At 72.0% G+C, this 13,607-nt stretch carries 11 protein-coding genes; 4 read left to right on the top strand and 7 right to left on the bottom strand.

Annotated features, from left to right (window positions below; translation table 11 throughout):
• Positions 1 to 39 precede the first annotated feature (39 nt).
• On the top strand, positions 40 to 1,287 hold the full coding sequence (locus AW273_RS04920) for an MFS transporter (RefSeq protein WP_063909838.1): 1,248 nt from the start codon (positions 40 to 42) through the stop codon (positions 1,285 to 1,287).
• Here the strand turns inward: AW273_RS04920 and AW273_RS04915 are convergent.
• The 3 genes from AW273_RS04915 to AW273_RS04905 all read right to left on the bottom strand — a co-directional run bounded on the left by AW273_RS04915 (position 1,269) and on the right by AW273_RS04905 (position 6,064).
• The gene (locus AW273_RS04915) at positions 1,269 to 2,864 is read right to left on the bottom strand and encodes a bifunctional 3'-5' exonuclease/DNA polymerase (protein ID WP_062345633.1); all 1,596 of its coding nucleotides are present in this window, start codon (positions 2,862 to 2,864) and stop codon (positions 1,269 to 1,271) included. The genes AW273_RS04920 and AW273_RS04915 overlap by 19 nt on opposite strands.
• A gap of 168 nt (positions 2,865 to 3,032) precedes the next feature.
• On the bottom strand, positions 3,033 to 4,544 hold the full coding sequence (locus tag AW273_RS04910; RefSeq protein WP_062345632.1) for a metallophosphoesterase family protein: 1,512 nt from the start codon (positions 4,542 to 4,544) through the stop codon (positions 3,033 to 3,035).
• A gap of 20 nt (positions 4,545 to 4,564) precedes the next feature.
• A complete protein-coding gene (locus tag AW273_RS04905) occupies positions 4,565 to 6,064 on the bottom strand; it encodes an FAD-binding oxidoreductase (RefSeq protein ID WP_062345630.1) in 1,500 nt (499 codons plus the stop codon).
• A gap of 90 nt (positions 6,065 to 6,154) precedes the next feature.
• On the opposite strand from AW273_RS04905, the gene AW273_RS04900 reads away from it, so the two are divergent.
• The 3 genes from AW273_RS04900 (at position 6,155) to AW273_RS04890 (ending at position 9,063) form a co-directional block, all read left to right on the top strand.
• Entirely contained in the window at positions 6,155 to 7,654 is a 1,500-nt protein-coding gene (locus AW273_RS04900; RefSeq protein WP_062345628.1) for a glycerol-3-phosphate dehydrogenase/oxidase, read from the top strand.
• Positions 7,655 to 7,722: 68 nt separating this feature from the next.
• Positions 7,723 to 8,631 carry a sucrase ferredoxin gene (locus AW273_RS04895; RefSeq protein ID WP_062345626.1) on the top strand — a complete coding sequence of 303 codons (909 nt, stop codon included), beginning with the start codon at positions 7,723 to 7,725 and terminating at the stop codon, positions 8,629 to 8,631.
• Positions 8,632 to 8,748: 117 nt separating this feature from the next.
• Positions 8,749 to 9,063: a WhiB family transcriptional regulator gene (locus AW273_RS04890; protein ID WP_081898622.1), complete on the top strand. Its 315-nt coding sequence runs from the start codon at positions 8,749 to 8,751 to the stop codon at positions 9,061 to 9,063.
• A 94-nt stretch (positions 9,064 to 9,157) separates the two neighbouring features.
• On the opposite strand, the gene cydB is transcribed toward AW273_RS04890, so the two are convergent.
• The 4 genes from cydB to glyA form a co-directional block, all read right to left on the bottom strand.
• A complete protein-coding gene (cydB, locus tag AW273_RS04885) occupies positions 9,158 to 10,138 on the bottom strand; it encodes a cytochrome d ubiquinol oxidase subunit II (RefSeq protein ID WP_062345624.1) in 981 nt (326 codons plus the stop codon).
• A gap of 126 nt (positions 10,139 to 10,264) precedes the next feature.
• Positions 10,265 to 10,891, bottom strand: coding sequence for a phosphoribosyltransferase (locus AW273_RS04880; RefSeq protein WP_062345621.1), 627 nt, complete (start codon positions 10,889 to 10,891; stop codon positions 10,265 to 10,267).
• Positions 10,892 to 10,913: 22 nt separating this feature from the next.
• The gene (rsgA, locus tag AW273_RS04875; RefSeq protein WP_198168009.1) at positions 10,914 to 11,999 is read right to left on the bottom strand and encodes a ribosome small subunit-dependent GTPase A; all 1,086 of its coding nucleotides are present in this window, start codon (positions 11,997 to 11,999) and stop codon (positions 10,914 to 10,916) included.
• A gap of 316 nt (positions 12,000 to 12,315) precedes the next feature.
• Complete coding sequence (gene glyA, locus AW273_RS04870; protein WP_062345618.1) at positions 12,316 to 13,581, bottom strand: serine hydroxymethyltransferase; 1,266 nt, start codon at positions 13,579 to 13,581, stop codon at positions 12,316 to 12,318.
• Positions 13,582 to 13,607 lie beyond the last annotated feature (26 nt).

Below are 13,607 nucleotides of genomic sequence, written 5' to 3'. Positions count from 1 at the left end.
CGTTTCAACCGCTGTCATGAGCCATGCCAGACTTCGCTCATGACAGCGATCCCCCTCACACCCCACCAGAAGGTGCAACGCCGGACACTCGGTGTCCTGTCCGCCGTCCAGATCGTCTCGGGTGTGGGGATCGCGGTCGGCCTCGCGCTGAGCTCCCTCGTGGTGTACGAACTCTCCGGCTCCGAAGCGATCAGCGGCCTGGCCGGGACCGCCACCGTCCTGGGGGCCGCCCTGATGGCGCTCCCGGCCGCCAGGGCCGCCGACGGCGGCGGGCGCAGGGCGGGCCTGACGCTCGCCCACGGCGTCGCCTTCCTCGGCTGCGTGGCCGCCGTCGCCTCGATCCAGGCCGGGTCGTGGGCGCTGCTGCTGCTCTCGCTCGTCATGGTCGGCACCGGCAGCGCCGGCAACCTGTCGGCCCGGTACGCCGCCACCGATCTCGCCCCGCCCGGCCGGACCGCCCGTCACCTGTCGCTGGTCGTCTGGGCCGCCACGATCGGCAGCGTCACGGGCCCCAACCTGGCCCATCCCGCCGACGCGCTGGGAGTCGACCTGGGCCTGGCGCCCGCCGCCGGGCCGTTCGCGCTGGCCGCCGCCGCGTTCGCGGTCTCCCTGGTGATCGTCAACGGCGGCCTGCGCCCCGACCCGCTGCTGCTCGCCCGGCAGGGGCGTGAGGTGGCCGTCGCCCGCCGGCGGCAGCCGCTGCGGGAGGCCGCCGGGACGGTGAAGGCCACTCCGGCCGCCCGGACCGGCCTGCTGACGATCGCGGCCGGGCACACCGCGATGGTCTCGGTGATGTCGATGACGCCCGTGCACCTCGACCACGGGCACGCCGGCATCTCGGTCATCGGGATGGTGCTGAGCCTGCACATCGCCGGGATGTTCATGTTCTCGCCGCTGGTCGGCTGGGCCGCCGACCGTCTCGGCCGGGCCGTGGTCGCCGCGGCCGGCATGGGCGTGCTGGTCGCCGCCGGCCTGCTGGCCGCCTTCGGCGGACACGACGTGCCGGTGATCACGGCGGGCCTGGTCCTGCTGGGCCTGGGCTGGTCGTGCTCCCTCGTGGCGGGTTCGGCGATGGTGACCGAGGCGGTCGACCTGGAGCGCCGCCCGGCCGTGCAGGGCCTCTCGGACCTCACGATGAACGTCTGCGGCGCCGTCGGCGCCCTGCTGGCCGGCGCGATCGTCGGCACGCTCTCCTACCCGGTCCTCGGTCTGATCACGGCGGTCCTGACCGGGCTCACCGGAGTGGTCATCTGGCGGCGGCGCACGGCTCACTTGGCGTCGGCGTAGCAGGTCACCGGCACCGCCTCCATGGGGAACCTGACCGGGGTCGGGCCGAACAGCAGGCGGGTCGCCTCCTCGGCGCTCGATTCGATGGCGGCGGCGACCTCTCCGGCCTGGCCTTCCGGGCAGTGGATCATGACCTCGTCGTGCTGGAAGAACACCAGCTTCGCGGGTTCCCTGAGACGGCCGCGCAACACGGCCATCAGGGTGAGCGCCCATTCGGCGGCGGTGGCCTGGACGACGAAGTTGCGGGTGAAGCGCCCTCGGTCGCGGGCCGCCCTGCCCCCGTCGGGCCCCGAGACGACCATCCGCCAGCGGTCGGACGGCGGCGGGCTGGTGCGGCCCAGCCACGAGCGCACCACCCGGCCCTCCTCACCCGCGCGGGCGGCGTCTTCGACGAACGCGTAGGCCTGGGGGAACCGGTTGCGCATCACGGCCAGCAGTTTGGGGGCGTCGCCGCTGGTGCCGCCGTACATGGCCGACAGCATGGCGATCTTGGCGGCGTCGCGCTGCCCGCCGAACGCCTGGGCCAGCGCGGCGTAGAGGTCGATCTCCCCGGCGGCGCGGGCCAGCCCCCGGTCTCCGGCCATCGCGGCCAGCACCCGCGGTTCGAGCTGGGCGGCGTCGGCGACCACGAGCGTCCACCCGTCGTCGGCCACCACCGCCTTGCGCATCACCTTCGGGATCTGCAGCGCCCCTCCCCCGCTGGTCGCCCACCGGCCGCTGACGACGCCGCCCACGACGTATTCGGCCCGGAAACGGTCGTCACGCACCCACTGGTCGGCCCACACCCAGCCGTGGAAGCTGAAGAGCCGGGCCAGTTCCTTGTACGCCAGCAACGGCCCCACCCCCGGATGGTCGACCTCTTTCAGCACGTGGGAGCGGGCCGACGGCACCGGCACCCCGGCCGCCTTGAACGCCTTGACGATCTGCTGCGGCGAGTCGGGGTTGAGCGGCCGGCCGAACGCCGCCGACACCTGGTCGGCCAGCGCCTGCAACTTGGCGGGCCGCATGCCGTGGGCGGGGCGGGGCCCGAGCAGGTCGGTCAGCAGCGCCTGGTGGACCGACTCACGCCAGGGCATGCCGTCGTGGCCCATCTCGGCCGCGATCAACCCGCCGGCCGACTCGGCCGCGACCAGCAGCCGGAACCGCCCGGGTTCGGGCAGCGCCGCGATCCGGGCGGCCTGCGCGGCGGCCACCTCTTCGACGAGGGCGGCCCCCGGCTCGGCCGGACCGGGCTCGGGGTCGAACAGCGACCCCTGGGCGGCCTCGGGGGTCTCGTGGCGGTCTTCTGGCACCGGCAGGCCGTGGAGCCGGGCGTGGGCGGCCTCGGCCGACCGGGGCTCGCCGTAGCGGCCCTCGGCGGCCAGCAGCAGGTTCTCGGTCAGCGCGACGTCGTGGCAGCGCGCCACCCGCACGCCCCGGGCCAGGAGGCCGGGGTAGATCCGCCGCGTGTCGGCCCACACCCACCGGGGCGCCGTGTGCTCCTCGGCCTCGGCCACCGCCGCCGCGAGGTCGGTCGCCGGGCCCCCGGGCAGCAGCTCACCACTGCCGTCTTTCGCCCCGGAAACCGCAACCTGCACGGTTCCAGCCTGCCAGGCCGCACCGACAGTTCGGTGTCCGCCGGGCAGGCCCCGTGCCGTCGGATGGCCGGAGGGCGGGCGGGAGCCGTAACAGAAACCGGCATGAGCGGGACGTGAGCGGTCGCGCGCACCGAAGCCGGGCGGACCCCGGAAAACGGGACCAGCGGCTCAGGTCAGCGGGATGATCACCTCGTCCTCGACCGGCGGTTCGAGCTCCTGGGCCAGGCACCCGGTCGCCGCGAAGCAGCGGATGCGCAGTTCGCCCGGGGAGACCGAGACGTGCAGGAAGCTCTTGAAGAACGGCGGGGTGTCCCAGTCGGTCAGCTCCGAGATCCACCGGTGGAAGAAGCGGCCCACCGGCAGGTGGAACGGCATCGGCCAGCCGCCGAGGAACCGGGCCGCCCACTTCATCCGGGCGGTGATCTTCACGGGCGGGGTGTCGCGGACCGGCTCGTTGCCGATCTGCCGCGACATCAGCGCCACGGCCTCCTCGGGCGTCAGGTAGAGCCACTTCATCCGCAGCTTGCGCGAGTAGAGCAGGCTGTAGAACGACAACGAGTCGCCGCGCAGCGGGTAGCAGCGGAAGTCGTCCTCGTGGACCGTCTCGACGCGCGGGATCGTGTGGGTGGCGTGCATGAACGCGCCGCCGCCGCCCGCGACGAGATACTGGATCACCCGCCCGTCGACGTTGACCGGGAAACGCTGGTAGTTGTGCACGTCGCCGCCGATCGCCGCGACGTAGTTGTGAGCGGGGTCGCGCACGATCTCGTCGACCGTGCCGCCGCCCTCGATCGGGCAGGGTTTGTGGTCGTCGCGCACGTAGATCGGCTTGCCGGTGATGAGCACCTTGGGCCGGGTGTCGGCCGACGACACGTGGCGCAGCCACTCGCCCTGCTCGCGGTCGAGCGAGCCGGTGATGCCGGTGTCGATGCCGACCAGCACGAGCTCACCCAGGTCGAGCGCCCAGTAGGGGGCGGGCTGCCGGGCCTCCTGCGCCGGCCTGCCGCGCAGTTTCCACGCCTCGGCCAGCGCGGCCTCGTCGATCGCCTCGGGTTTCTTCCAGAGCAGGCCGCGCAGCCCGGCCGGGGAGAGCCGGAAGCCCTCCTTCTCGACCTTGAGCGGCCTGGCGCCGCAGAACACCCGCATGAAGCCGCCGAGGCCGTCGTACCAGTCGTGGTTGCCGGGGATGGCGTAGATGGGGGCGTCGTAGTCCTTGAACGGGCGGAAGAACTTGTCGCAGTAGTCGCTCGCGGCGCCCGTGGGGTAGATCACGTCGCTGGCGATGACCGCGAAGTCGGTCTTCTCGCCCACTTTCAGCAGGCCCGGGATCACGGCGTACTGGGAGGCGTCGCCCTCGCCGGTGTCGCCGATGACGATGAACGAGTACTCCGGGCCCATCAGGCGGGTCATCCGGAAGTCGGGGTCGGCGCCGTTCTCCCGCATGGACGCCACCCACCGGCGGCGGACCTCCGCGGACGGATCGCCGAACAGCCCCGCGAGGATCTCGTTGCGCGACCGCCACAGGGTCTTGGGGTGTAACCACGTGAAGGTGTTCTTGTTGGGGCGCAGCGCCTGGAAGGTCCCGATCTCCTGGCAGTGCCACCCGGCGCCGTGTTCGGAGACCCGGGAGGAGACCAGCTTCCCGCGCGCGGCCGCAGCCTCGACGCCGATGTCCGCCATACGGTCAATCTTGCTCGGTTTCAGGGGACGAGGACACCGGGGTTGAGAATCCCCATCGGATCGAGACTTTTCTTGATCGCCCGCATGACGCCGACGCCGACCGGACCGATCTCGGCGGCGTAGGCGGCGCGGTGGTCGCGGCCGACGCCGTGGTGGTGCGAGATGGTGCCCCCGGCCAGCCCGATCGCCTCGCTCGCCCCGGCCTTGGCGGCCTCCCACCGGGCCAGCGGGTCGTCTCCGGCGGCGGTGACGACGGTGAAGTAGAGCGACGCGCCGGTCTCGTAGAGGTGGGAGACGTGGCACATCACGATCACCCGGCCGAGCGCGGCCTCCAGAGAGAGCCTCACGGCCTCGTAGAGCCGGGGCAGGCCCGACCAGTGGGCGGCGGTCTCCAGGGTCTCCACGGTCGCCCCGGCGGCGATGAGCGCGTCGCGCAGGTAGGGGCCGCCGAACCGGCCCTCGGCCCAGCGGCGGGCGGGCTCGGCCCCCAGGTGGTCGGCGCCGGGGAACCTCGGCGGCTCGCCCCCTTCCCAGCCGACGACCATCAGGCAGCCAGAACCGCCGCCGATCATGGTCTCGGTCTCGTCGGACAGGCGGAGCACCGCCGGGAGTCTCCGCTCCTGGGCCAGCACGCGCATCGCCTCACGTCCCGCCGCGAACGAGGGGAACCGCCAGGCGTCCCAGTTCCGCCGCCCGGGCAGCCGGCGCACCCGCAGCCGCATCGAGGTGATCACCCCGAACGCGCCCTCGGAGCCGAGGACGACGTGCCGCAGGTCGGGCCCGGCGGCCGAGCGCGGCGCCCGGCCGAGCTCCCAGTCGCCCACCGGCGTGGCCACGGTCAGCCCCTCGACCATGTCGTCGAACCGCCCGTAGCCGGCCGAGGCCTGCCCCGACGAGCGGGCGGCGGCGAACCCGCCGAGGGTGGCGTACTCGAACGACTGCGGGAAGTGCCCCAGCGTCAGCCCCCGGGCGTTGAGCAGCTCCTCGGCCTGCGGCCCGCGCAGCCCCGGCTGGAGCTCGGCCAGCATCGACTCCTCGTCGACCGACACCAGCCGGTCGAGCCGCCGCACGTCGAGCGCGACCACCCCGGCCAAGCCGTCGCGGAGCGGGGTGACCCCGCCGACGACGGACGTCCCGCCGCCGAACGGCACCACCGCGACCCTCTCCGGGCCGCAGACCCGCAGCACCTCGGAGACCTCGTGGTGGGAGCCCGGCAGCACGACGGCGTCGGGGGCGTCGGAACCGTCCCCCATCCGCATCTTGAGGAGGTCTGGCGTGGATTTGCCCCTCGTGTGACGGATGCGGGCATCGGCATCGGTACGCACGTTCTCTGCGCCTACGATGGACCGCAACGAGGACAGCACGAAGGGTGACAGATCGGCTGCGGGGAGCCGGACGTCGCCGAACCCCGCCGGTTCGCCGGTGGGCGCCGTGACGCCCAGCGCCTCCGCGAGCAGCTCCAGCACGTCAGGACCGAGCCCGGTCGCCTTGCCGGGGTCACCCCAGCCCGACCAGAGCATGGGCTGCACGGGGGTACGCGGAGTCTCCACAGGATGCCGGCCTCTCGATAGGTTACCCAAGGGTAATGCCCGACCCGATCAAGGAACCGCATGGAGTCTTCCCTCAACGCGGCCCGCCGCGCCCGCGATCTCGACGACGCCCGCGCCGAGGTGGCCGACCTCCTCGTCGTGGGCCTGGGCGCCACGGGGGCGGGGGTGGCGCTCGACGCCGCGTCCCGCGGGTTGTCGGTGGTCGCGATCGACGCCCACGACCTGGCGTTCGGCACCTCCCGCTGGAGTTCCAAGCTCATCCACGGCGGTCTGCGTTATCTCGCGTCCGGCCAGATCGGGCTGGCCAGGGAGAGCGCCGCCGAACGCCACGTGCTGATCCGGCACACCGCGCCCCACCTGGTGAAGGCCCAGCCCTATCTGCTGCCGCTTACCCCGGCCGTCTCGGCGGCCACGGCCCGGCGGCTGATGACCGGCTACCGGCTCGGCGACCTGCTGCGGGCCGCCGCGGGCACGCCGAGGAGGCTGATCCCGGGCCCGGCGCGGCTGGGCGCGTCCGAGGCGCTCGGCCTGGTCCCGGCGCTGGCCGCCGACGGGCTGCGGGGCGCGTTGCGGTCCCACGACGGCCGGGTGGTCGACGACGCGCGGCTGGTGGTCGCGCTGGCCCGCACCGCCGCCGCGCACGGCGCGCGGGTGCTGACCCGCTGCCGGGCGCTCGGCCTGGCCGGCGACGGCGCCGAGGTGCGCGACGAACTGTCGGGTGACACGCTCACGGTCAGGGCCAAGGCGGTCGTGAACGCCACGGGCGTGTGGGCGGGCGGACTCGCCCCCGAGATCACGCTGCGGCCCTCACGCGGCACCCACCTGGTGCTCCGGGAGGGTGTGCTGGGGCCGATGCGGGCGGGGCTGCACGTGCCGATCCCGGGCGAGTCGAGCCGGTTCGTGCTGGTGCTGCCGCAGAGCGACGGCCACGTCCTGGTCGGGCTGACCGACGAGCCGGTCGAGGGGCCGGTGCCCGACGTGGCCGACGTGCCGGAGAGCGACGTGGAGTTCCTGCTGGCCACGCTCAACGGCGTGCTGGGCGTGACGGTGACCCGCGACCAGGTCGCGGGCGCCCACGCCGGGCTGCGCCCGCTGCTCGACACCGGAACCGGCCGCACCGCCGACCTGTCGCGCCGCCACGCGGTGCTGACGGGCAAGGACGGCGTCGTGACCGTCGTGGGCGGCAAGCTGACCACCTACCGCCGCATGGCCGAGGACGCGGTCGACGCGGCCTGCCCGCACGCCCGGCGCAGCACGACCGCGCGGCTGCCGCTGGTCGGCGCCGCCACGCGCGGGATCAGGGCGCCGTGGCGGCTGGTCGAGCGCTATGGCGCGGAGGCCGAGGACATCGCCGCGCTCATCGCCTCGAACCGGGCGCTCGGCGCGAAGGTGCTCCCCGGCGCGGCGACCACCTGGGCCGAGCTCGTCTGGGCGGTCCGCCACGAGGGCGCGCTCGACGAGGACGACCTGCTCGACCGCCGTACCAGGATCGGGCTTGTTCCGGAAGACCGCCGGACGGCGCTGAAAGTCGCGCGGCACGTTCTGTCACTTGAGCCCTGAACGTTTGACACCATCGTCTAAGGTTAGGATTACCTAACCGCAGGTGATCAAAGGAACGGATCGGGCACATGAGCAAGGGTTGCGACCACGCGGCGGGCCTGCACACCGGCGACGCGCCGGTGCTCGCCAGCGCGACGGTCGGCGCCCGCCGGTGGCTGCTCATCGAGCACAACGGCCCATGGGCCGCATACCTGCCCGAATGCCGCCTGCCCGAGAGCGTGCTGGCCCTCATCGACCGCGCCACCGCCCTCGGCATCCGTTCGCAGCTCATCCGCCGTCCCGACCGTGAGACCACTCCGGGCCCCCGTGCGCTGCACGTTTTTGTCGGATCGTCCACGGGGAGTGACCCCTGGCTGGCAGAGGCCTGGCTCGACCACCCCGACGATCTTGACCTGGGCGCACTTGTGGACGGAGCGCTTCCGGAGTCCTGCATACTTGTCAGTGAGCCGGTATTTCTGGTCTGCACGCACGCCAAGCGCAACGCGTGCTGCGCCCGCTTTGGTCTCCCGATCGCGAGATCACTATCCCGGAAACAGCCCGGGAATGTGTGGGAAACCACACATGTCGGCGGCGATCGATACGCCGCCAACCTCGTGTGCTTGCCACACGGGCTTTACTACGGCAGCATGTCTGAGGCTGCCGCGATCGCGGCGGCACACGCCTACCGTGACGGCAAGATCGTTCTTGACCGTTTCCGGGGGCGCGCGGGTCTCCCTGAGCCATCGCAAGCCGCCGAGCATTTTGTCCGGTCACACACGGGCGAGCTCTCGGTCGGCGGAGTGGCCGTGGAATCCTCCCGGTCGGAAGGTGACTCCACCGTGTGCGTTGTGCAAACCAACGCGCCTGGTGGAACGTCCCGTTTTCGGGTAGTGGTCGAGCCTTCGGTGTTCGCGGCACCGTGCGGTCTCGCCTGCGCCGAAGAGATCACGACCTACAGGTTGGCCGAGCTCAAGCAGCTCACCCCGGCTTTGACCTGAGGCTTCGCAAGAAGCCGGGAACACCACGGACGCTCCTCGCGTTGCAAAAGAGGACACCATAAGCGTCCAATGCGGCACAAACACTGAAATACCTCTTCTCACCAAAGGTGGTTTCTCATGTCTCAGGTACGTCGGCAGCTCGCCCGCCCCCGCCCCAGTTGGGGTTGGCAGGATGATGCCGCGTGCCGGGGAGAGGACCTTGTGCTGTTCTTCGGCCCTGACGGGGAGCGCCAGCCTGAGCGCGACATCCGTGAGCGGAAGGCGAAGGCGATCTGCGCCGGTTGCCCGGTCCGCGCGGAGTGTCTTGACTACGCGCTTTCCCGCCCTGAGAAGTACGGCACCTGGGGTGGCCTGAACGAGGACGAGCGCGCCTCCGAGCGTCGCCGTCGGATGCGGCGCGCCGCGAGCGCCGGAATCAGCGCCGTCGCCTAGCATCACCACCCTCCCCGGCAAAGCGAGACCTGGCCGGCCGAAGGCCGGCCGTGGCTCGCGCGGTGAACCTGCCTTACGCATTCGCCACATCTCCCTAGTTGTGACCCGCTGGGATGTTCCGCACTCCGATGCGGCGGCGGAACACCCAGTAGGTCCACGACTGGTACAGCAGCACCAGCGGCAGGAACACGACCGCGACCCACGTCATGATCTGCAAGGTCTTCGGCGTGGACGCGGCGTTTTCTATGTCCGGCGGCAACACGCCGGGATGGAGCGCCGCGAACAGGCTGATCATGGCCGCGCCGATCGCGGCGGCCGACCCGAGGAACGCCCGGCCCTCCCGGCCGAAGAAGTTGGCCACCATTCCCGCGCCCCATGCGCCGATAGCGACCACCGCGAGCAGAACACCGGCGAACGACCCGTTCGCGGCCTGTGCCCAGGTCAGGAAAACGATGGCCAGAACCGCCGCGACCACCCCGCTTTTCTCCGCCGCGGCCTTCGCCTTCCGGCGGATCCTCCCCCGCGTTTTCAGCGCCAGGAAAATCGCGCCGTGCGTGACGAAAAGGGCCAGCGTCGTCAATCCGCCGAGTAGCGCGAACGGGTTCAGCAGGTCCCAGAACGTGCCGGCGAATTCATGCTTCTCGTCCAGGGCGATTCCGCGCACGATGCTGCCGAACACCACGCCCCACAGAAAAGCGGGCACCAGCGAACCCCAGAAAAGGCAGCGGTCCCAGTTGCGCCGCCACCGTCCGCCGTTGCGCCTGCCCCGGTATTCGACGGCCACCCCGCGCACGATCAGCGCCGGCAGGATCAGCAGCAGCGGCAGGTGGAGGCCGCTGAACAGGGTGGCGCACCACTCGGGGAAGGCGGCGAACAGCGCGCCGCCGGCGGTGATGAGCCAGACCTCGCCGCCGTCCCGCCCGGGCCCGATCGTGCCGACCATGACCTGGCGTTCCCGCTCCTCCCTCGGCAGGTACGGCAGCAGCACCCCCACCCCGAAGTCGAAGCCCTCCAGGACGAAGTAGCCCGTGAAGAGCACGGCGATGGCGGCGAACCAGATGTCGTCGAGCGTCACGGCGTCCTCTCAGCAGGCCACAGCGGGTTCCGGGGGCAGGTCGGCGGTGCCGGTCGGGACCCAGGCCGTCTCCAGGAGGGCGCCCAGGAGCTCCGCGACCACCCAGTCACCGTAAGTGAACGTTGATCACACGGAGCGGAGGCACGCCCGGGTTTCGTCGTCGGTGAGCTGCTCGAACCGTTCGTACCAGCCTCCGACGGAACCGAACTGCTCGGGCGCCATGACCGCGACGACCTCGTCGGCCTCGCTTTCGAGTGATCTGACCGCCGCGGCGGCCCCGACCGGCACGGCCAGGGTGACGCGGCGCGGGTTCTTCGACCGCACCGCCCGCAGCGCCGCCCGGGCCGTGCCGCCGGTGGCCAGGCCGTCGTCGACCACGATCACGTCCCGTCCGCGCAGGTCGGGGGCTGGACGTCCGTCGCGGTAGGCGTCGACCCGGCGGGCCAGTTCGGCGCGTTCCGCCGCCACGACGCCGGCGAGGTCGTGTTCGTCGTAGCCGGTCCGGCGCAACATCGCCCGGTCGTAGACCGGTTCGCCGCCCTCGGCGATGGCGCCCAGGCCCAGCTCGGGCTGGAGGGGATGCCCGAGCTTGCGGGTCACCAGGACGTCGAGCGGCACGCCGAGCGCCTGGGCGACCACGGCGCCGACCGCCACCCCGCCGCGCGGCAGGGCGAGCACGATGTCGGCGGGGGTGCCCGCCAGCGCCTCGGCGAGGAGCGCGCCGGCGGTCGCCCGGTCCGGGAAGGCTTCCACCTTCCCGGTCCTACCCACACGTTCAGGGACGGTTGCGGCCTCTCATCTCCTTGTGGATGATTTTCCACTTCCTGGTCTCCTCGGCCTGGAGCCGGGCGTCGCTGCGCCGCGCCATCCAGGCCGCCTCCCGCTGGAGCTTGCGCCAGCTCTCCAGCCGCCGTTCGGGCAACTCGCCGCTCTCCAGCGCCGCCAGGACCGCGCAGCCGGGCTCCGACTCGTGGGAGCAGTCGCCGAAGCGGCACTGTTCGGCCAGGTCCTCGATCTCGGAGAAGACCCGGTCGACGCCGTCGGACATGTCGTACAGGCCGACCCGCCGGATGCCCGGGGTGTCGATGACGATGCCGCCGCCGGGCAGCGGGATCAGCTCGCGGTGGACGGTGGTGTGGCGGCCCCGGCCGTCGCCGGCCCGGACCTGCTGGGTCTCCATGACCTCGCCGCCCGCCAGGGCGTTGACGAGACTCGACTTGCCCGCGCCGGAGGCGCCCAGGATCACGGCGGTCCGGGAGCCCATCAGGTAGGAGCGGACGACGTCCACCCCGTCGCCGGTGAACGACGAGACGGCGTGCACGTCGACGCCCGGCGCGGCGGCCCTGACGTCGTTCAGGAGGTCGTCGAGGCCCTGCTCGAAGAGGTCGGCCTTGGTGATGACGACGACGGGCGTGCCGCCGCTCTCCCAGGCCAGCGCGGTCAGCCGCTCGATGCGGCCGAGGTCGGCGAAGTCGGTCGCGTGCATGGCCGGTTCGGCCACGAACACGATGTCGACGTTGGCGGCCAGCACCTGGCCCTGCCCGTCGCCCGACAACCCTCCGCGCGAGTCGCGGGACACCCCGCCCCGGACGAACGCGGTGGCCCTGGGCAGCACCTCGTCGAGTTCGTGGCGGCCCTCGGCGAGGAGCCGCAGCGCCACCCAGTCGCCCACACACGGGAGCCTGGTGGGGTCGGCGGCGGATTCACGGCGCACCCGGGCGCTGTAGTGGGCCTGGAACTGGCCCTGTTCGGTGATGACCTCGGCGGCCCCGCGGTGCACCTGGGAAACCCGGCCGGGGATCGAGTCCACGGGGAGCGAGCGCGTGTCGTCCCAGCCGAGAAGAGACAGATCGAAAAACACTTGGGTGGAACCCTTCAGGATGAAACAGGCCCCGCGTGCGTCAGCGGGCGGCCCGGAGGTGGATGGACGGCAGGCTCAGGAGAAAGACCCGCATGTGTCGCCACCTCCCTGAAGGAAAAGGGCCGGCTCGTTCCGGCCACGCAGAACCATAGGACAGCCGCGAAGGACCCCGCAACGCGATTACCGCGCCCGCCCCCGCCCGTCTCCCCACCTTTCGGGTCCGCTCGTCCGCTTCTCCCCGCCCCGGATGCGGACCGGCATGGCGAAAGCCCCGGTCCCACGTCCGTCAGCGGGCCGGGGCTTTCGTCTCAGCGGGCTAGCTCAGGCCGGGGGCCGGGAAGTGGGTGGTCAGCTCGCGGACCTCGGCGTGGACGCGGACGATCGTGTGCTTGGCCTCGTCTTCGCCCTTGGCCAGGGCCGTGACGACCTGGTCGATCCAGGCGCCGATCTGGCGCATCTCGGCGACGCCCATGCCGCGGCTGGTGACGCCGGCGGTGCCGATGCGGATGCCCGACGGGTCGAACGGCTTGCGGGTGTCGAACGGCACGGAGTTGTAGTTGGTCTCCAGGCCGGCCTTGTCGAGCGCCTGGGCGGCCGGCTTGCCGCCGACGCCCTTGGGCGTGAGGTCCATCAGGATCAGGTGGTTGTCGGTGCCGCCCGAGACGAGGTCGAAGCCCCGGCCGAGCAGCTCCTCGGCGAGGGCCCGGCTGTTGACGACGACCTGGCGCGCGTAGTCCTTGAAGTCGTCGGTCGCGGCCTCGCGCAGCGCCACGGCGATGGCGGCGGTGGTGTGGTTGTGGGGGCCGCCCTGCAGACCCGGGAAGACGGCCTTGTTGAGCGCGGTGGCGTGCTCGTCGGAGGTCGCCATGAGCATCGCGCCGCGCGGGCCGCGCAGGGTCTTGTGGGTGGTGGTGGAGATCACGTCGGCGTGGCCGACCGGCGACGGGTGGGCGCCGCCGGCGACCAGGCCCGCGATGTGGGCGATGTCGGCGGCCAGGACCGCGCCGACCTCCTTGGCGATCTCGGCGAAGGCCGGGAAGTCGATCGTGCGCGGGATGGCGGTGCCGCCGCAGAAGATCAGCTTGGGGCGTTCCCTGAGGGCGAGCTCGCGGACCTCGTCCATGTCGACCATGCCGGTGTCGCGGCGGACGCCGTAGCGGACCGGGTTGAACCACTTGCCGGTGGCGCTGACCGACCAGCCGTGGGTCAGGTGGCCGCCGAACGGCAGGCCCATGCCCATGACGGTGTCGCCGGGCTGCACGAAGGCCAGGTAGATCGCCAGGTTGGCGGGCGAGCCCGAGTAGGGCTGGACGTTGGCGTGGTTGACGCCGAACAACGACTTGGCCCGCTCGATCGCCAGGGTCTCGATCTGGTCGATGACCTGCTGGCCCTCGTAGTAGCGCTTGCCGGGGTAGCCCTCGGAGTACTTGTTGGTCAGGACCGTGCCGGTGGCCTGGAGGACCGCCTTGGAGACGTAGTTCTCCGAGGCGATGAGCTTGATGGTGTCGGTCTGGCGGCGTTCTTCGGCCGTGATCAGTTCGGCGATCTCTGGGTCGACGGCGTTGAGCGTTTTCTCAGACATTGAGCGCCTTCCTCGGAACTCGACGA

It is taken from the genome of Herbidospora yilanensis (genome assembly GCF_001570565.1).
Classification (GTDB): domain Bacteria; phylum Actinomycetota; class Actinomycetes; order Streptosporangiales; family Streptosporangiaceae; genus Herbidospora; species Herbidospora yilanensis.
Note: the sequence above shows the minus strand (reverse complement) of the source record. Positions and strands in the feature narration are given on the sequence as shown.

Bases quoted from the DNA above. Each gene is read 5' to 3' on its own strand.
- AW273_RS04920 (WP_063909838.1), top strand. From the start codon at position 40: ATGACAGCGATCCCCCTCACACCCCACCAGAAGGTGCAACGCCGGACA.
- AW273_RS04910 (WP_062345632.1), bottom strand. From the start codon at position 4,544: ATGGCGGACATCGGCGTCGAGGCTGCGGCCGCGCGCGGGAAGCTGGTC.
- AW273_RS04905 (WP_062345630.1), bottom strand. From the start codon at position 6,064: ATGCTCTGGTCGGGCTGGGGTGACCCCGGCAAGGCGACCGGGCTCGGT.
- AW273_RS04900 (WP_062345628.1), top strand. From the start codon at position 6,155: ATGGAGTCTTCCCTCAACGCGGCCCGCCGCGCCCGCGATCTCGACGAC.
- AW273_RS04895 (WP_062345626.1), top strand. From the start codon at position 7,723: ATGAGCAAGGGTTGCGACCACGCGGCGGGCCTGCACACCGGCGACGCG.
- AW273_RS04890 (WP_081898622.1), top strand. From the start codon at position 8,749: ATGTCTCAGGTACGTCGGCAGCTCGCCCGCCCCCGCCCCAGTTGGGGT.
- glyA (WP_062345618.1), bottom strand. From the start codon at position 13,581: ATGTCTGAGAAAACGCTCAACGCCGTCGACCCAGAGATCGCCGAACTG.